General features: G+C 73.9%; 18 protein-coding genes and 1 pseudogene. 12 read left to right on the top strand and 7 right to left on the bottom strand.

Features of this window, described 5'->3' with window-relative positions:
- Entirely contained in the window at window positions 1-1,143 is a 1,143-nt protein-coding gene (locus BKE41_RS05380; RefSeq protein WP_071000637.1) for a M20/M25/M40 family metallo-hydrolase, read from the top strand.
- A gap of 17 nt (window positions 1,144-1,160) precedes the next feature.
- Here the strand turns inward: BKE41_RS05380 and BKE41_RS31545 are convergent, their stop codons facing one another.
- On the bottom strand, window positions 1,161-1,325 hold the full coding sequence (locus BKE41_RS31545; protein WP_012317898.1) for a hypothetical protein: 165 nt from the start codon (window positions 1,323-1,325) through the stop codon (window positions 1,161-1,163).
- 85 nt (window positions 1,326-1,410) lie between these two features.
- On the bottom strand, window positions 1,411-2,805 hold the full coding sequence (locus tag BKE41_RS05375; RefSeq protein WP_012317897.1) for an amidase family protein: 1,395 nt from the start codon (window positions 2,803-2,805) through the stop codon (window positions 1,411-1,413).
- Window positions 2,806-3,124: 319 nt separating this feature from the next.
- On the opposite strand from BKE41_RS05375, the gene BKE41_RS31540 reads away from it, so the two are divergent.
- On the top strand, window positions 3,125-3,286 hold the full coding sequence (locus BKE41_RS31540) for a hypothetical protein (protein WP_012317896.1): 162 nt from the start codon (window positions 3,125-3,127) through the stop codon (window positions 3,284-3,286).
- A gap of 63 nt (window positions 3,287-3,349) precedes the next feature.
- Here the strand turns inward: BKE41_RS31540 and BKE41_RS05370 are convergent, their stop codons facing one another.
- Together BKE41_RS05370 and BKE41_RS05365 are read right to left on the bottom strand one after the other, a co-directional pair.
- Complete coding sequence (locus tag BKE41_RS05370) at window positions 3,350-4,273, bottom strand: metallophosphoesterase (RefSeq protein ID WP_012317895.1); 924 nt, start codon at window positions 4,271-4,273, stop codon at window positions 3,350-3,352.
- A gap of 61 nt (window positions 4,274-4,334) precedes the next feature.
- Window positions 4,335-4,826: pseudogene (locus tag BKE41_RS05365) on the bottom strand (VIT1/CCC1 transporter family protein); the annotation flags it as partial.
- A 295-nt stretch (window positions 4,827-5,121) separates the two neighbouring features.
- Between BKE41_RS05365 and BKE41_RS05360 the strand changes: the two are divergent.
- From BKE41_RS05360 to lpxK, 3 genes are read left to right on the top strand one after another with little or no spacing between them, the layout of a single operon-like run.
- The gene (locus BKE41_RS05360) at window positions 5,122-5,907 is read left to right on the top strand and encodes a lysophospholipid acyltransferase family protein (protein ID WP_012317893.1); all 786 of its coding nucleotides are present in this window, start codon (window positions 5,122-5,124) and stop codon (window positions 5,905-5,907) included.
- The gene (locus tag BKE41_RS05355; protein WP_012317892.1) at window positions 5,904-7,235 is read left to right on the top strand and encodes a 3-deoxy-D-manno-octulosonic acid transferase; all 1,332 of its coding nucleotides are present in this window, start codon (window positions 5,904-5,906) and stop codon (window positions 7,233-7,235) included. Before BKE41_RS05360 ends, BKE41_RS05355 begins: the two co-directional genes overlap by 4 nt.
- Window positions 7,235-8,215, top strand: coding sequence for a tetraacyldisaccharide 4'-kinase (gene lpxK / locus BKE41_RS05350; RefSeq protein WP_012317891.1), 981 nt, complete (start codon window positions 7,235-7,237; stop codon window positions 8,213-8,215). The genes BKE41_RS05355 and lpxK overlap by 1 nt, the downstream gene beginning before the upstream one ends.
- A 3-nt stretch (window positions 8,216-8,218) precedes the next feature.
- Here the strand turns inward: lpxK and BKE41_RS05345 are convergent, their stop codons facing one another.
- Window positions 8,219-8,437 (bottom strand): DUF2093 domain-containing protein, encoded by a 219-nt coding sequence (locus tag BKE41_RS05345; protein WP_012317890.1) that lies wholly within the window; start codon window positions 8,435-8,437, stop codon window positions 8,219-8,221.
- A 62-nt stretch (window positions 8,438-8,499) separates the two neighbouring features.
- Window positions 8,500-9,486, bottom strand: a complete 987-nt coding sequence (locus BKE41_RS05340; protein WP_070998664.1) for a bifunctional riboflavin kinase/FAD synthetase — start codon at window positions 9,484-9,486, stop codon at window positions 8,500-8,502.
- A gap of 280 nt (window positions 9,487-9,766) precedes the next feature.
- Here BKE41_RS05340 and BKE41_RS05335 point away from each other — a divergent pair, with 280 nt between their 5' ends.
- The 6 genes from BKE41_RS05335 to BKE41_RS05310 all read left to right on the top strand — a co-directional run bounded on the left by BKE41_RS05335 (window position 9,767) and on the right by BKE41_RS05310 (window position 13,911).
- Window positions 9,767-10,150 (top strand): response regulator, encoded by a 384-nt coding sequence (locus tag BKE41_RS05335; protein ID WP_012317888.1) that lies wholly within the window; start codon window positions 9,767-9,769, stop codon window positions 10,148-10,150.
- A gap of 110 nt (window positions 10,151-10,260) precedes the next feature.
- Window positions 10,261-10,794 carry a protein phosphatase CheZ gene (locus BKE41_RS05330; protein ID WP_012317887.1) on the top strand — a complete coding sequence of 178 codons (534 nt, stop codon included), beginning with the start codon at window positions 10,261-10,263 and terminating at the stop codon, window positions 10,792-10,794.
- Between the two features lie 133 nt (window positions 10,795-10,927).
- Window positions 10,928-11,716, top strand: a complete 789-nt coding sequence (locus tag BKE41_RS05325) for a creatininase family protein (protein ID WP_043073215.1) — start codon at window positions 10,928-10,930, stop codon at window positions 11,714-11,716.
- 70 nt (window positions 11,717-11,786) lie between these two features.
- Window positions 11,787-12,554, top strand: a complete 768-nt coding sequence (locus BKE41_RS05320; RefSeq protein ID WP_070998662.1) for a DUF1223 domain-containing protein — start codon at window positions 11,787-11,789, stop codon at window positions 12,552-12,554.
- Window positions 12,555-12,664: 110 nt separating this feature from the next.
- Window positions 12,665-13,222 carry a sigma-70 family RNA polymerase sigma factor gene (locus BKE41_RS05315; protein ID WP_024830914.1) on the top strand — a complete coding sequence of 186 codons (558 nt, stop codon included), beginning with the start codon at window positions 12,665-12,667 and terminating at the stop codon, window positions 13,220-13,222.
- Complete coding sequence (locus BKE41_RS05310; protein ID WP_029360164.1) at window positions 13,222-13,911, top strand: NrsF family protein; 690 nt, start codon at window positions 13,222-13,224, stop codon at window positions 13,909-13,911. Before BKE41_RS05315 ends, BKE41_RS05310 begins: the two co-directional genes overlap by 1 nt.
- Before the next feature lie 68 nt (window positions 13,912-13,979).
- On the opposite strand, the gene BKE41_RS05305 is transcribed toward BKE41_RS05310, so the two are convergent.
- On the bottom strand, window positions 13,980-14,471 hold the full coding sequence (locus tag BKE41_RS05305) for a YcgN family cysteine cluster protein (protein ID WP_012317882.1): 492 nt from the start codon (window positions 14,469-14,471) through the stop codon (window positions 13,980-13,982).
- Between the two features lie 293 nt (window positions 14,472-14,764).
- On the opposite strand from BKE41_RS05305, the gene BKE41_RS05300 reads away from it, so the two are divergent.
- On the top strand, window positions 14,765-17,059 hold the full coding sequence (locus BKE41_RS05300) for a PBP1A family penicillin-binding protein (RefSeq protein WP_024830916.1): 2,295 nt from the start codon (window positions 14,765-14,767) through the stop codon (window positions 17,057-17,059).
- Window positions 17,060-17,062: the final 3 nt, after the last annotated feature.

The following is a 17,062-nucleotide window of genomic DNA, read 5'->3' as shown; positions in this document are numbered from 1 at the left end:
ATGATCCCGGACCTGCCCTTCGACGCGCGCGACATCCTCGCGACCCTGGAACCCTGGGTCCTGTGCGAGAGCCCGACCCACGACGCGGCGGCGGTCAACCGCATGATGGGCGTGGCCGCCCGCGATCTCGCGCTCCTCGGGGCCACCGTCGAGACGATCCCGGGCCGCATGGGCCTGAGCGACTGCGTCCGCGCCCGGTTCCCGCACCGGGACCGCGACGCGCCCGGCATCCTGGTGCTCGGCCACCTCGACACGGTGCATCCGGTCGGCACCCTCGGCAGCCTGCCCTGGCGGATCGAGGGCGACCGCGCCTACGGTCCCGGCATCCTCGACATGAAGGGCGGCAACGTCGTCGCGCTGGCGGCGATCCGCGCCCTGGCGGCGGCCGGGATCGAGACGCCGCTGCCGGTGACCGTCCTGTTCACCGGCGACGAGGAGGTCGGCAGCCCCTCCACCCGCGACCTGATCGAGGCGGAGGCCGCCCGCCACGCCTTCGTGCTGGTGCCCGAACCCGGCCAGCCCGAGAACGGGGTCGTCACCGGGCGCTACGCCATCGCCCGCTTCGAGCTCGAGGCCCTGGGCCGCCCGAGCCACGCCGGCGCCTCGCCCCACGAGGGGCGCTCGGCGATCCGCGCGATGGCGCGGAAGATCCTCGCCATCGACGCGCTGTCGGATGCCGACTGCACCGTCTCGACCGGGGTCGTCTCGGGCGGGCAGTGGGTGAACTGCGTCCCGACCGTCTGCCGCGGGCAGGCGCTCAGCATGGCGAAGCGGCAGGCCGACCTCGACCGCGGCGTCGCGCGGATGCTGGCCCTGTCGGGCGAGGAGGACGGCGTCCGCTTCACCGTGACCCGGGGCGTGACCCGGCCGGTCTGGGAGCCGGATGCCGGCTGCATGGCGCTCTACGAGCGGGCGCGCGCGCTGAGCGAGGCGCTCGGGCAGCCCCTGCCGCATCGCAGCGCCGGCGGCGGCTCGGACGGCAACTTCACCGGCGCCAACGGCATCCCGACCCTCGACGGGCTCGGGCCTCTGGGCCAGGGCTACCACACCCTGGAGGAGCACGTGCTGATCGAGAGCCTGCCGCGGCGGGCGCGGCTGTTCGCGGCCCTGCTCGCCAGCCTCGGCGCCGCCGGCCGGGCGTGAGCCCGGCCGCGCCGCGGTCAGGCGCGACCCCGGCCGAGGGCCGCGACCGCCAGCGCGCCCAGGAGCCCCCCGGCCGTGCCGCCGCCGAAGAAGCCCGCCAGGGCGAGGAGCGGCCCCGACGGCAAGGCCAGCAGACAGGTCAGGGTGCTTCCGAGGCACCCGCCGGTGGCGATCATCGACATGCCGCGCTCCATGCCGCGCTCTCTGCAACCAATGGTTGTAAAAGCGGGGCAGCCACGGTTCGGTTCCGGCGGAGGCGATTCCGCGTCAGGCCGGGTCGACCGGCATCTCCGGCACGCCGCCGGCCTCGATCGCCGCGCCGGCCGCGAGGCAGAGGTCTTCGCGGTAGCGGGCCGCGACCAGCTGGACGCCGACGGGCGTGCGCCCGACGAGGCCGGTCGTCACCGTGAGCGCCGGGACGCCGATCGGCGCCAGCCCGACCTGCAGCAGGTTCGCCTCGAAGGCCCGGGCGATCCCGGCATCGCCGGTGCGGTCGAGCCCGTCCGGGAAGGGCAGCTCGCCCGACACCGGGACCAGTAGCACGGGGTTCTCGGCGAGGAACAGCGCCCATTCCCGCGCCAGCGTCGCGCGCCGCGTCAGCGCCCGCGCGATGGCGTCGGGCGCCATCGCCTCGGCCCGCGGCCGGAAGCTCTCCAGGAGACCGATCGCCGCCGGATCCCCTTCCCGCTCGGCCGCGGCCCGGACCGCCGCGTAGCCGTCGCCGAGCCAGAGCTGGAGCTGGAGTTCGCTGGCCTCCCGGATCGGCGGGGTATCGGCGATCTCGGTGACCGCCCACCCGGCCTCGACGAGGCGCCGCGCGGCCTCGCGCAGGGCGGTCTCGACCTCCGGTGCGGTGGCGAGGCCCCCGGGCCGCACGCAGAGGGCGACCTTGCGCGCGACCGGCGGCCCGTCCAGCGGTGCCGGCACCCACCACGGGTCGCGCGGGTCGGGCGCCGCCATGACCTCGAGGCCGAGGCGCACATCGGCGATGCTGCGGGCGAGCGGGCCGGAGACCGCCATCAGCTGGGGGCCGATGCCGCGCTCGGGCGAGGACGCGTTCCAGGCCGGGATCCGGCCCAGGCTCGGGCGCAGCCCGTGCACCCCGCAGGCGTAGGCCGGGTAGCGCACCGAGCCGGCGATGTCGGTGCCGTGCGCGATCGCCCCGATCCCGGCCGCCACCGCGGCGCCGGCGCCCCCGGAGGAGCCGCCGGGCGTCAGCGCCGGGTCGCGGGGGTTCTTGGTGTCCCCGTGGAGCTGGTTGGTGGTGAACCAGCGGAGCGAGAAGGCCGGCGTGTTGGTCCGCCCGAGCAGCACGGCGCCGGCCCGGCGCAGGTTGGCGACGACGGGGTTGTCGTCCGTCGCCACGAGGTCGCGCTGGAGGCGCAGGCCGTTCGTCGTCGCGAAGCCGCGCTGGTCGGCGTTGACCTTGATGGTGACCGGTACGCCCGCCAGCGGCCCGGGGGCCTCGCCGCGCGCGCGGGCGGCGTCCACCGCCTCCGCCTGCGCCAGCACGTCCTCGGGGCGATGCTCGACCACGGCGTTGATGCGCCCGTTGACGGCGTCGAGCCGGTCGAGGGCGTCCCGCGCGGCCTCCCGGGCCGAGACCTGGCCGGAGCGGATCAGGGCCGCGAGGTCGGTCGCCGTGAGACGCCAGAGCTGCATGGGTGTTCCTTTCGCGCGCCCGGACGGGCGGGATCCATCCTACGATTCGCACCGCCCGAGCGGCTCTCGGCCGGCGCCCGCAGCATATTCAAAATGCAAGACGCCGGCCGCTTTTTTGCGCATCCGCGGATCGCGAGCCCGGCCAAGGCTTTGCCGCATTGCAGCGGAAGGGCCTAAGCATTTCGACGTATACGACCCTTGCCACCCTCGGAACGACTGATAACCTCGCCCTCGTTCGCGCGTTCGACCGGCCAATCCAGCGAGAAGGGACGATTTCCTCAGACGAAAGCAGGCAACCTCCAGCATAAGGCAGGCTCCCATGGCAGAGGTGATTCGCGTCAGGCCGACTCACGACGGCACCTATACCGTGTATCGCGGGACACTCGCGTTGATATGCGGTCTCACCCGCCTCCAGGCCGAGCGCTACGAAGCAAGTCTCAGCCGACAGCAGCGCGCCGACCTCGCGGTCGCCGGCATCTGAACCGCATCCGTGCTGAACATTGACCCGGCACGGCCGTGATCGCGGCCGCGCCGGGTCGCGCCCTCAGGCGCGATCCGGCGCGTCGAGGTCCAGCGTGCCGAGGTCGGTCACGGTGCCCGACGCGTCGAGGCCCCGCCGGCGGGCCGTGACCGCGTATCCCTGTTCCGCCCGGCCGATCTCGAACAGCAGGTAGGACGCCCGGCGCGACGCGATCGCCCCGTGCCCGTCCGGGCGCGCCGAGGCGGAGGGGGCGCCGATGACCGGAACGGTCCGCCCGTCCGGCCCCGCGATCCGGGCGGTGCTGGTGACGTGATTGTGACCGTGCAGGATCAGGTCCGCGCCGGCCCGCCCGACCATCGCGGTGAACGCCGCCGCGTCCTTGAGCTCGCGCCCCGGCGAGGCTCCGCCGGGCTGCGGCGGATGGTGGATCATCACCACCCGGAACGGCCGACCGGGCTCGGTGGCCAGGGCGCGGAGCAGGGTCTCGGCCGCGGCGAGCTGCGACGCGCCGAGGCGGCCGGTCGCCACGAAGGGCTTCGTCGGGATCGCGCTGGACAGGCCGACCAGGGCCAGGGGCCCGCGCCGCCGCAGGTACGGGAAGTGGCCCCACGAGCCCGAGTCGTCCCCCGTGTAGCGGCCGCAGGCGGCGAGCAGGCCCTCCAGGGAGCCGCGGACATAGGCGTCGTGGTTGCCCGGCACGAAGCTCACCGCCTCGGGGGAGCCCAGAGCCTCCAGGAAGGTGCGGGCGGTCTCCCACTCGCTGGGCAGGCCGATGTTGCACAGGTCGCCCGTACAGGCCACGTGCCCGGCGCCCTGCGCCTTCAGGTCGGTGACCAGCGCCTCCAGCACGGTCATGTCGTGGCTGCGCGAGCGCCCGCGCCGCCAGTTGGCGTAGCCGGTGGCGCGCTTGCCGATGAGCTGGCGGAGGCGCACCCGGCCGAGGGGGCCGACATGCGGGTCGCTGAGATGGGCGAGGCGGAAGGTCAACGCCGGTGGTCACCCTCGACACGGGGAAAGGCGCCCCGCATCGCGGGCGCGGCGCGTCCCGTCAAGCGCTTCCGATCAGCATCCCGACGACCAGCACCAGCGCGCCGCCGAGCATGACCTGCAGGGCCGCGCGCCAGAACGGCGTCGCCATGAAGCGCGTGCGGATCGCCGCGATGACGGCGAGTTCCACGATCACCACCAGGATCGCGAGGCTCGTCGCCAGGACGAACGGGTTCGGCCAGCCGGCCGGGAGCGTGTCGGGGATCGCGTAGGGCAGCGTGTGGCCGAGGCCGCCGAGGGTTGTCATCGCCCCGCAGACCAGGCCGCGCAGCCACGGGTCGCCGCGGCCCGTGACGGCGCCGTCGTCCGACAGGGCCTCGGTGAACCCCATGCTGATGCCGGCGCCGACCGAGGCCGCGAGCCCCACCAGGAAGGTCGCGCCGTTGTGACCCGTGGCGAACGCCGCCGCGAAGATCGGCGCGAGGGTCGAGACCGAGCCGTCGATCAGGCCGGCGAGGCCGGGCTGAACGTAGCGCAGCACGAAGGCGCGGCGCGCTTCGGCGTGCAGTTCGGCAGCGCTGTTGAGAGCGGCAGCCATGGGAAGCTCCTTCTTTTAATCCATTCCAATCTATACTCTGGAATTGATCTAAACAAGGAGCGCTGCCGTGTTTTCGCCGCGCCGCGGGAGCATCCGCGGCGCCGGGATGCCCGCCGATCCCGGCGGCCTATCCGTGTGGTTGTGGACGAGGCCGATTGTCTCGTCTCCGGAGCGGGGGCTAGACCATGCGCGGTCGAATTCGATCCGGACCCGATCGGGCGGCGGCGCGCCGGCCCGACCCAAGCGTGACATGAGCCTCGGTAAGCGTCTCCTCCGTAACCCGCCCGTGCAGCGCCTCCTCGGCCGCCTCGCGGCGGCCTATCTGCGGCTCGTGCGCCTCACCAACCGCTTCGAGATCCACGCGGGCGAGGCGCCCGCGGGCGCGGCGGACGGGTGGATCGACGCGCGCACGCCGCTGATCCTCGGCATGTGGCACGGCCAGCACATCATGATGCCGCTCCTGCGCCGGCCGGGCGACCGCGTCGCGACGATCATCTCGCGGAACCAGGACGGGAACATCAACACCATCGCGCTGGAGCGATTCGGCGTCCGCGTCATGCGCGCCTCCGGCGCCCGCGGCCGCGGGCGCGCCACCGATCAGCGCGCCAAGGGCGGCGCGGAGGGCCTGCGGGCGATGCTGCGGGCCCTGAAGGCCGGCGAATCCGTGGCGTTCAGCGCCGACGTGCCGAAGGTCTCGCGCCGGTGCGACGCCGGGATCCTCACCCTCGCGCGCTTCTCCGGCCGGCCGATCGTCCCGGCGGCCGTGGTGACGAGCCGGCACCTGCGCTTCAACTCGTGGGACCGGGCCTGCCTCGGGCTGCCCTTCGGCCGCGGCGCGATCGTGCTGGGCGACCCGATCTACGTCCCGCGGGACAGCGAGGGCGAGGCGTTCGAGGCGCTCCGCCGCTTCGTCGAGGCCGAGATGAACCGGGTCCACGCCCGCGCCTACGCGCTCGTCGGGCGCGCCGACCGGGCGGCGCTCTACCGCGACCCGCTCCCCGAGACGCGGCGCGCGCCGGTGGGAGACCTCGCGTGAGGCGCCCCTCCGTGACCCTGCCGCTGCAGGCCTACCGGGCCGGCCTGCGCATCGGCGAGCCGGCGCTGACCGGTCTGCTCGCGTGGCGCGCGCAGCGCGGCAAGGAGGATCCGCGCCGGCTGCCGGAGCGGCGGGGCCTGCCGGGGCGGGCCCGGCCGGTCGGGCCGCTCGCCTGGATGCACGGCGCCAGCGTGGGCGAGGCCCTGTCGCTGATCGGGCTCGTCGAGGGCATGATCGCCCGCGGCTTCTCGGTCCTCGTCACCACCGGCACGCGCGCGGCCGCCGAGCTGGTCGGCGGCCGGCTGCCCCCGGGCGCGGTGCACCAGTACATGCCCCTGGACGCGCCGCGCTGGGTCGGACGGTTCCTCGATCACTGGCAGCCGGACCTCGCGGTGATCGCCGAGTCGGAGATCTGGCCGAACACGATCCTGGCGCTCGACGAGCGCGAGATCCCGCTGATCCTGGTCAACGGGCGCATGTCGGAGCGCTCGTTCCGGGGCTGGGAGCGCTGCCCGCGCACCGCGAAGGCGCTCCTGGCGCGGATCGCGATCTGCCTCACGCAGACCCAGGAGGACGGCGAGCGCTTCGCCAAGCTCGGCGCGCCGCGCGTGAGCATCGCCGGCAACCTCAAGTTCGACGCGTCGGTGCCGCCGGCCGACGCGCAGCAGCTCGCCTATCTGGGATCCATGGTGGCCGGCCGGCCGGTCTGGGTCGCGGCGAGCACGCATCCCGGCGAGGAGGCCATGGTCGCCTACGCGCACGCGATGCTGAAGGCGCAGTTTCCCCAGCTCCTGACCATCATCGCCCCGCGCCACCCGGCGCGGGGCGGCGAGGCCGTCGCCTGCGCGAACGCCGTCGGCCTGCGCAGCGCGCTGCGGTCCACCGGCGGGCGGCCCCATCCCTCGATCGAGGTCTACGTCGCCGACACGATCGGCGAGCTGGGCCTGTTCTACCGCCTCAGCCCCCTGGTGTTCCTCGGCGGCTCCCTGGTCCCGCGGGGCGGCCAGAACCCGATCGAGCCGCTGCGTCTCGAATCAGCGGTGCTGCACGGGCCGCACACCGAGAATTTCGGCGTGATCTACCAGGCCCTCGACCGCGCCGGCGGCGCCGTGCCGGTGCGCGACGGCGTCGAGCTGGCGGCGGTCGCCGCCGAACTTCTCGGTGACCGGCAGCGCCTCGCCGACATGGCCCGCGCCGGGCAGCGCGCCCTGGAGCCGTTCGAGGGGGCGGTGGCGCGCACGCTCGCGGTCCTCGACCCGTTCGTGGCGCAGATGAAGCTCCAGCGCCTCGACCGCGGCAGCCCCGCGCGCCCGCTCGCGCGGGCCTGATGCGACCGCCGGCCTTCTGGGCCGCGGGGCCGGACCACCCGGCCGCGCGCGGGCTGGGGCCGCTCGGCGCGGTCTACGGGGCGCTGGCGGCGCGACGGATGGACCGACCCGGCGCGCGGGCCGGCTGCCCGGTCCTGTGCCTGGGCAACTTCACCCTCGGCGGTGCCGGCAAGACGCCGGCCGCCCTGGCGGTGGCGGCCCTCGTCGCCGAGCTCGGCGCCGCGCCGGCCTTCCTGTCGCGCGGATACGGCGGCCGGCTCGCGGGTCCGGTGCGGGTCGATCCCGCGCACCACGCCGCCGCCGAGGTCGGCGACGAGCCGCTGCTCCTCGCCCGCCGCGCCCCCGCGGTCGTCGCCCGCGACCGCCCGGCCGGGGCCGCCCTGTGCCGGAGCCTCGGCGCCGACGTCATCGTGATGGATGACGGCCTCCAGAACCCGAGCCTCGCGAAGGACCTCAGCCTCGCGGTGGTCGACGGCCCCGCCGGCCTCGGCAACGGCCTGCCGTTCCCCGCGGGGCCGCTGCGCGCGCCGCTCGCCCGGCAATGGCCGCATGTCGGCGGCCTGATCGTGATCGGGAACGGGGCCGGAGGCGACGCGGTCGCCCGGGCGGCCGAGCGGCGCGGCCTCCCGGTCCACGGGGCGCGCCTCGTCCGTGAGGCGGACGATCTGGCCGGCCGCCGCTGCCTCGCCTTCGCGGGGATCGGCCGCCCGGAGAAATTCTACGCGACCCTGGCCGAGGCGGGGGCGGTGATCGTCGGGACGCGCCCCTACCCCGACCATCATCCCTACCGGGCGCGCGAGCTGGCGGCCCTTGCCGAGGCGGCCCGGCGCCTCGACGCCGAGCTCGTCACCACCGAGAAGGACGCGGTGCGCCTGCCTCGGGCCTTCGCGGCGGGCGTGCGGGTGCTGCGCGTCCGCCTCGCGTTCGACGACGCGGAGGCGCTGCGCCGGCAGATCCGCGGCGCGCTCGGCGCGCCGTGAGCGTCAGGGGCGGCCGGTTTCCTTCAGCCGCTTGAGGATCGCCTCGGGGGAGACGTACGCCTCCTGGCGGGCGGCGCTCCAGTAGCGCAGGGCGTCGAGCGGGATCGGCTCGCCGGTCACCGCGCAGCGCACGAAGCTGCCGGGCTTCACCACCCGCATGGTGCCGTCGCCGTACTCGACGACCGCCTCGCCGTTGTTCGCGCGCTCGTAACGACCCAGCACGTCCGCCTCCTGCTCGATGGTACCTTCTACACGATCCGCGCGCCCCGCGATGCCCGCAGGGCTCAGGTCAGCATCGACGGGGTCTCGTCCCGCGCCAGCATGGCCCGGGCCGTGGCCGCATCGACGTGCATCCGCTCGACGAGCGCCTCGGCGCTGGCGAACCGCTCCTCGCCGCGGATATAGCCGACGAACTCCACGGCGACGTCCTGCCCGTAGAGATCGCCGGAAAAGTCGAACAGGTAGGTCTCCAGCAGCGGCGCCCCGTCGTCGAAGGTCGGGCGACGCCCGTAGCTCGCCACGCCGTCGCAGAACGCGCCCGAGGCCAGGCGGACCCGCACCGCGTAGATGCCGTGCGCGAGCCCGCAATCGGGCAGCATCACGTTGGCGGTGGGGAAGCCCAGCTGGCGGCCGCGCTTGTCGCCGTGGCGGACCGCGCCGAGGACGAACCAGCGATAGCCGAGAAGGGCGTTCGCGCGGGCGACGTCGCCGGCCGCGAGGGCCGCGCGGATCGCGCTCGAGGAGACCGGCGCGGTCTCGCCGCCGAGGGCGACCGGCGCCACGATGCGGCAGCTCATCCCCGCCTCCCGGCACAGGTCGGCCAGGATCGCGGGCGTGCCCTCGCGGCCGCGGCCGAAATGAAAATCGTGCCCGACGACCACGCCGGACAGGCCCAGGGATCCCTTCAGGAAGTCGAGCACGAAGGCGCGGGCGCCGGTCTCGGCCAGGGCCCCGTCGAAGCGGCGCACGATCAGCCCGTCGAGGCCGAGATGCGCGAACACGATCTCCTTCGCGGCGGGGCCGGTCAGCCGGAACATCGGCGCGTCGGGCATGAAGTACGCCCGCGGGTGCGGCTCGAAGGTCAGGATCGCCGACGGGCGGCCGGCCGCGCGGGCGGCGGCGCGCACGCTGTCGACGAGCGTCCGGTGCCCGAGATGGACGCCGTCGAAGTTGCCGATCGCCGCCACGGCCCCGGCCAGGGCGGGTGGGACGGGGGCGTCGGCGCGGCAGATCGTGAAGGGTCGCGCGGCCGTGTCGTCGCCTGGGGCCATCGGTTCGGGGTCGAGTGCTCGGAAGGGTCGGATGGGGTCGCCTGACATGTCCGCGAGGGGCCCGACGCGGCCGGACCCTGCCCAAAGGCGCCCGGAGGGTCAAGCGACCGAACCCCGGTCGCCTGCCGGCCATGCGCCGGCCACGCCGATTAACGGCTTCGCAATGCGCATGCCCTATTTGAAATGCTGTGCAGCGCAGCTAAATTGCAGCGTTAGCGAAGCGTTAATCTATCCGGGAGCCGCCGCGGCTTCCCGCCGGGCAATACGGAGCAGTTGTTCGATGGCTCTCGACCTGAGCATGCCGATCCTCGTTGTCGACGATTACCAGACGATGGTCCGCATTATTCGCAATCTACTGAAGCAGCTCGGCTTCGAAGAGGTCGACGACGCTTCCGACGGGACAGAGGCCCTCGCGCGGCTGAAGGGCCGCAAGTACGGGCTGGTCATCTCCGACTGGAACATGGAGCCGATGACCGGCTACGAGCTGCTCCGTCACGTGCGGGCCGACGAAAATCTTCGCACGACGCCGTTCATCATGGTGACGGCCGAATCGAAGACCGAGAACGTGATCGCGGCCAAGAAGGCCGGCGTGAACAACTACATCGTCAAGCCCTTCAACGCGGCCACGCTGAAGTCGAAGATCGAGGCGGTCTGCGGGAGCTGATCGCTCCCCGTCTTCGTCCCCCGCACCGTCCGGGCGGATCGCTCCGGCGCCGCTGGGCGCCGAGACGTGGCGTGGCCGGCCAGGACGGCCACAGATCCGAGGAGGAGAGCATGTCGACAGCCGCCGCGCGGCAGACCGATCTGCGGCTTCGGGAGCCGCAGACGGTCATCGCCGAGCTGATCGAGATCGCCGATTACATCGCCCATCTCCGCGAGGAGATCGGGGCCTTGCGCGCGAACGAGATGAGTCGCGACCGGATCCCCATGGCGCACGAGGAGCTCGGCAGCGTCGTGCAGGCGACGGCCGGCGCCACCAACACGATCATGGAGGCCGCCGAGGCGATGCTCGGCCTGCCCGACGGGCCGGGCTACCGCGACGCGGTCGAGGAGCGCATCAACACGATCTTCGAGGCCTGCGCGTTCCAGGACATCACCGGCCAGCGGATCGCCAAGGTGGTCGAATCGCTCCGCCTGTTCGAGCAGCGCCTCGCCCGCTTCGTCGGCGCCGTGAAGGCCCGCGACGCGGCCTCCATGGATCCCGCCGAGCGCGCCCGGCGGACCCGGGCCGAGGACCTCATGCTGAACGGCCCGCAGGCCGTGGAGGCCATGCCTTCCCAGGACGACATCGACGCGCTGTTCGCCTGACGCGATCCGGGCCGGCACGGGGCCCGTCGTCCGGAGGTCGGCCGCCGGCGCGGCGGTCGACTCGGCGGCCGCCTGCCGGCTAGATCGCCTCCCGGACCCGCCCCGACGCGGGTCGGGAGGAGGCCGCGGCAGGATGACGGCGCAGTTCTGGTCCGAGCTGACCACCGATGACTTGGCCCGACGCGACATGGGCCGCGCGATCGCCGTCCTGCCGGTGGCTGCCACCGAGCAGCACGGTCCCCACCTGCCCCTCGCGACCGACACCCTCATCGCCGAGGGCTACCTCGCCCGGGTGCGCGACGGCGTGCCGGCGGATCTCGACGTGCTGCTGCTGCCGGTCCAGCCCGTGGGCAAGTCCGACGAGCACGACGCGTTTCCCGGCACCCTCTCTCTGGAGACCGGCACCGCCCTCGCCGCCTGGACGGGGATCGGCGCGGCCGTCCACCGCGCCGGCTGCCGCAAGCTGGTGATCGTCACGAGCCACGGCGGCAACAGCGCGCTCATCGATCTCGTGGCGGGCGAGCTGCGCGCCCGGTTCGGCATGGTGGCGGTCACGACCTCCTGGGCGCGGCTCGGCTATCCCGACGGCCTGTTCCCGGCGGACGAGATCGCCCACGGCATCCATGCCGGCGGCATCGAGACGGCGCTGATGCTGGCCCTGCGGCCGGATCTCGTCCGGACCGACCGGGTCGCGGATTTCCCGCCCCGCACGCTGTCGATGATCCGCGATTTCACCCACCTGCGCGCCGGCCGCCCCGCGGCCTTCGCCTGGAGGGCCGGCGACCTCCAGGCTTCGGGTGCGATGGGCGACGCGCGACTCGGCACCGCCGAGGCCGGCCGGGCGGCGCTCGACCACGGCGCCCGGGCCTTCGTCGCCCTGCTGCGCGACGTCGACGCCTTCGAGCTCGCGCCGCCGGTGTAACCGCCGCCGCGCCGCCGCCGAAGGAGCCGGTACGCCGGGTACGAAGCGCCGGCGTGCGGGAGTTCCGGCCATGCGCCCTACCCTCTTGATCGCCGCCGCCCTCCTGTGCGGCGGCCTCTGTCGGGCCGACGCGGCGGAGCGCCCCGTCGTCGTCGAGCTGTTCACCTCGCAGAGCTGCTCCTCGTGCCCGCCCGCGGAGGCGCTGATCGGCCGCCTCGCCCGCGAGCCGGCGGGGGCGCGGGGCGACGTCCTGCCGCTCGCGTTCCACGTCACCTACTGGAACCATCTCGACTGGCGCGATCGCTACGCCCTGCCGGCAGCCACCGCGCGCCAGGAGGCCTACGCGGACCGCCTCGGCGGCTCCACCTACACGCCGCAGGCGGTGGTCGACGGGCAGGTCGGGCTGGTCGGCTCCGACGAGGCGGCCCTGCGCGCCGCGATCGCGCGCGCCCGGCAGGCCGGGCCCGGCATTCCCGTGACGCTGGCCCGCGACGGCGAGCAGGTCGTCGCGCAGGTCGGGGCCGGGGCGGAGGGCGGCGGCTCCGCGGGCCGCGTCCTGCTGATCGGGTACGATCCGAGCCACACCACCCGCGTGCTGCGCGGCGAGAACGCCGGTCGCACCATCGAGCAGGCCAACATCGTCCGGTCGGTGCGCGATCTCGGGCGCTGGTCCGGCTCCGCCGCGACCTTCGCGTCGGCGCGTCCCGAGGGCGAGGCGGCCGCCCTGCTGCTCCAGTCCGATGACGGGCGCATCCTCGGCGCCGCGCGCCTCGCCGCTTCCCCCGCCGCTTCCCCCGCTGCTTCCCCCGCCGGGGCGGTCCGGGAGGCCGTGCGATGATGCTCGCCGTTCCGGGCGGGATGCCCGCGCGCGGCTGGGCGCTGGCGTCGGGATCGGACCGTGGGGTAGATACGCCGCGTGCCGGGGGACGGAACGACGGCGGAGCCCGGATGGCGCTCGAACAGGAACTGGCGACCCTGATGACGGCGGCCCAGGGCGGCGACGCGGCCGCCTATCGCGCGCTGCTGAAGGCCTGTCTGCCCGTGGTCTCGGCGATCGCGCGGGCGCAGGGCGTGCGCGGCGAGGCGGTGGACGACGTCGTGCAGGACGCGCTGATGACCGTCCACCGCGCCCGGGCGAGCTACGATCCCGCCCGGCCGTTCCTGCCCTGGCTGCGCGCCATCACCCAGCGGCGCGCCATCGACCGGCTGCGCCGCGCCGGGCGGCGCCCGCGGGAGGTCAACGACCCGCTGGCCTACGAGGCGGAGGTCGATCCGGGGCCGGCCCCCGGCCAGGGGCTGGAGGCGCGGGACCGGGCCGCCGCGCTGGCCAGGGCGGTGGCGGCCCTGCCCGACGGCCAGCGGCAGGCGGTGGAGCACCTGGGCCTGCGCGAACTGTCGCTCGACGAGACCGCGGCCCTCACCGGCCGCAGCAAGGGGGCCCTCAAGGTGAACCTGCACCGGGCGCTGAAGGCGCTCCGGGCCAGCCTGACGCAGGAGCGGGAGTGATGCCCGGAGAGGGGAGCAACTGGGCCGGCGGCGACCTGTCCCGTCACGAGCGGCTCGTCGAGGAACTCGCGGGCGGGCTCGAACCCGTGCGGCCGCTGCCGGCGCCGGAGGCCCGGGCGGCCCTCTGGCTCGGCGCGACGCTGGTGATCGGCGTCGTCCTCGCGGCCTGGATCGGGACCGGCGGCTTCATGCTGCGCATGCATGTACCGGATCTGGCCCTCGCGGCGGTCGGCGCCGTGCTGACGGCGATCACCGCGGCCTTCGCGGCCTTCGTCACGAGCGTGCCGGGACGGTCCGGCCGCTGGGCGCTGCTGCCGCTTCCGCCCCTCGCCCTCTGGGTCGGCGCGAGCGGGCTGGGCTGCCTGCGCGACTGGATCGCGCCCGGGGCCGACATGCCCGGCGAGCACGCGATCACGGGCTGCTTCAGCTTCCTGATCTGCGTCTCGGTGCCGCTGTCCGTGCTGATCGTCGTGATGCTGCGGCGCGCCTGTCCCCTGCGACCGAACCTCACGGCGGCCCTCGGGGGGCTGGCGGTGGCCGCCGCGGCGGCGGCGCTGCTGATGCCGGTTCACCCGCACGACGCGACCGCCACGGACCTGCTGTTCCACGCGGCGGCGGTCGCCATCGTCATCGCGGCGAACGGATTGGCCGGCGGCCGGCTGCTCGGCCGGGACTCCGGGGCCGGCTAGGGCGTGCCGGTCGAGGCGGCGCGGCCGCTCCGGCGTGAGCGGGGCCGCGGGCGTCGGGCGCGGGCGCCTCAGGCGGCGCTCGGATCGAGGCCAGGCCAGTCCACGATCCGGTCCGGCAGCTCGTCCTCCGAGAATTCCTCCTCGTTGCCGCTGAGCCGGCCGCGGACCGAGATGCCCGCCTCGTGCACGCTCGCGGCCCGGCCGGAGACCAGGGGGTGCCACGGGTAGAGCGGCTGCCCGTCGCGCACGAGCCGGTACGCGCAGGTCGGCGGCAGCCACGCGATCGACCGCACCGCCTCGGGCGTCAGGCGCACGCAGTCGGGCACGCGCTTCTGCCGCCTTGCGTAGTCGCGGCACCGGCAGGTCAGGCCGTCGAGCAGCGTGCAGCCGATATCGGTGTGGTGGACCGCGCCGGTATCCTCGTCCTCGAGCTTCATCAGGCAGCACCGGCCGCAGCCGTCGCACAGGCTCTCCCACTCGGACGGGGTCATGGCTTCGAGCGTCTTGGTCCGCCAGAACGGCTCGACCGCCCCGCGGCGCGGCGCCTCGGGCTTGGGCATCGGAAAAGTCTCTCGACTGGGAAGGCGCCTCTCTGCCCGAGGCGCGGCACCGCTGCAAGCGCGGCCGCCGACGGGTCCCATGCGACCGGATCGCGCCGCCGCGCGTTACGCCCGGGCTCGTCCGCGGCGAATCGCGAGACTGCGCAGAGCCTCGCCGCCGGTTCCGGATCCTGCTATGGACGTCGGATGCCGTGCGGCGGCGCCGGCGCAGGGTTCGTCTCCGCGGCGCGGGCGCCCGACCATCCGCCGCCAGGATCCGCCGCAGAGGCGCTCGACAAGCCGGGTTCGACATCGTGCGCCTGCCGACGTTCACCGAGATCAAGGTCCGCCTCGAACGCGCCGCCCTCGCCTTCGACGCCTGGGTCAACGCGAGCCTGTACGACGGCGGCCAGTCGACCGGTCAGGCCTACGAGCGCTTCCAGCGCGTCATGAGCCGCTTCGCGGTGCGCGGCTGGAAGCGCGCCGCCCTCGACCTGACGAGCGAGGGCGTCACCATCGGGACCGGCGGCGCCATCCTGATGCTCGCCCTGGCGCAGCCCGCCTTCCAGCTCACCAGCGAGAACTGGCTGAAGCAGCAGGACCTCGCCGTCACCTTCCTGGACCGTTACGGCACCGAGGTCGGGCGCCGGGGCATCAAGCACGACGACTCGCTGAAGCTCGACGAGTTTCCCGACATCATGATCAAGGCGCTGGTCTCCACGGAGGACCGGCGCTTCTACGAGCACTGGGGCATCGACCCGATTGGCACGCTGCGGGCGCTGGTGAACAATTCCCGCGGCGGCAGCGGCACGCAGGGCGGGTCCTCGATCACCCAGCAGCTCGCCAAGAACCTGTTCCTGACGAACGAGCGCTCCCTGGAGCGGAAGATCAACGAGGCCTTCCTGGCCCTGTGGCTCGAGAGCCATCTCACCAAGAACGAGATCCTGAAGCTCTACCTCGACCGCGCGTATATGGGCGGTGGAACCTTCGGCGCGGTGGCGGCCGCGGATTACTATTTCGGCAAGCCGCTCAAGGACATCAGCCTCGCGGAGGCCGCCATGCTGGCGGGCCTGTTCAAGGCGCCGACCAAGTACGCCCCGCACGTCAACCTGCCGGCGGCCCGCGCCCGGGCGGCGGACGTGCTGCACAACATGGTGGAGGCGGGCTTCGTCACCGAGGGCCAGATCCAGACGGCGCTGCGCAACCCGGCGACGCCGGTGACCCGCACCCGCGACATCACCGCCGACTACTACCTCGACTGGGCCTTCGGCGAGATCAAGGCGATGGCCGATGCCGGCAAGCTGCGCAACGACCGCGTGCTGACCGTGAAGACGCCGCTCGACCTCGCGATCCAGAAGCGCGCCGACGAGGTGGTGGCCGACATCCTGCGCAAGTCCGGCGACGCCTACGACGTGGACGAGGCCGCCATGGTGATCCTCGATCCCGACGGGGCGCTGCGCGCCATGGTGGGCGGTGCCGATTACGGCGAGAGCCAGTTCAACCGCGCCACCGACGCGCTGCGCCAGCCCGGCTCCTCGTTCAAGCCCTACGTCTACTCGGCCGCCCTGAACTCGGGCCTGTTCAAGCCCGACACGACCGTGGTCGACAGCCCCGTCTGCATCGGCAACTGGTGCCCGCAGAACTACGGCCGCTCCTATGCCGGCCGGGTGCCGATGTGGCTCGCGGTGGCCAAGTCGATCAACACGATCCCGATCAAGATCTCCATCGCCCTCGGCAAGGCGATGGGCATCACCCACGAGGCGAAGGCCGCGAAGGCGGGCCGCGCGAAGATCATCGAGCTCGCCCACAAGATGGGCATCACCTCGAACCTGATCGACACGGTCTCGATGCCGATCGGCTCGGACGAGGTGACGGTCATCGATCAGGCGGCGGGCTACGCGGTGTTCGCCAACGGCGGCTTCCGCGCCAAGCCCTACGCGGCCATCGAGGTGAAGAACTCGTCCGGCGAGGTGATCTACCGCCACGCCGACGAGGCGCCCGAGCGGGTGCTCGCGCCCCAGGTCGTGGCGGACATGAACTTCATGCTCAACAAGGTCGTCGAGGAGGGCACCGGCAAGCGGGCGCAGCTCGAGGGCGTGAAGGTGGCCGGCAAGTCCGGCACGACGAACGCCTACCGGGACGCGTGGTTCGTCGGCTACACCGGCAATTACGTCGGCGCCGTCTGGTTCGGCAACGACGACCACACCTCGACCAACAAGCTCACCGGCGGCTCCCTCCCGGCCCAGCTCTGGCACGACGTGATGGAGCCGGCCCACCAGGGCATCGAGATCAAGGGTCTGCCCGGCCTGAAGGAGAGCCCGCGCGCCGCCCAGCAGCAGGCCTCCGGCGGCCCGACCGCCCCGACCGATCCCAATGCCAGCGCGTACGGCAAGCTCTCCCGCCGCTCCTTCGAGGTGATCAGCGGCCTCAACGGCCTGTTCCGCACCGTCGAGCGCGCCCCCGGATCCGCCGCGGACGCGCCCGCCAACGCCGGGGACGCGCCGAAGACGGGCCGGAAGCCCGGCGACCGGGCGGCGGCGCCGTCGGGTCAGCTGCGCGAGGTCGCCGAGGGCGCCCGCCCGGTCGGCGGCTTCACCGAGGTCCGGTGAGCG

The organism is Methylobacterium sp. C1, from assembly GCF_001854385.1.
Taxonomy (GTDB): Bacteria; Pseudomonadota; Alphaproteobacteria; order Rhizobiales; family Beijerinckiaceae; genus Methylobacterium; species Methylobacterium radiotolerans.
Note: the sequence above shows the minus strand (reverse complement) of the source record. Positions and strands in the feature narration are given on the sequence as shown.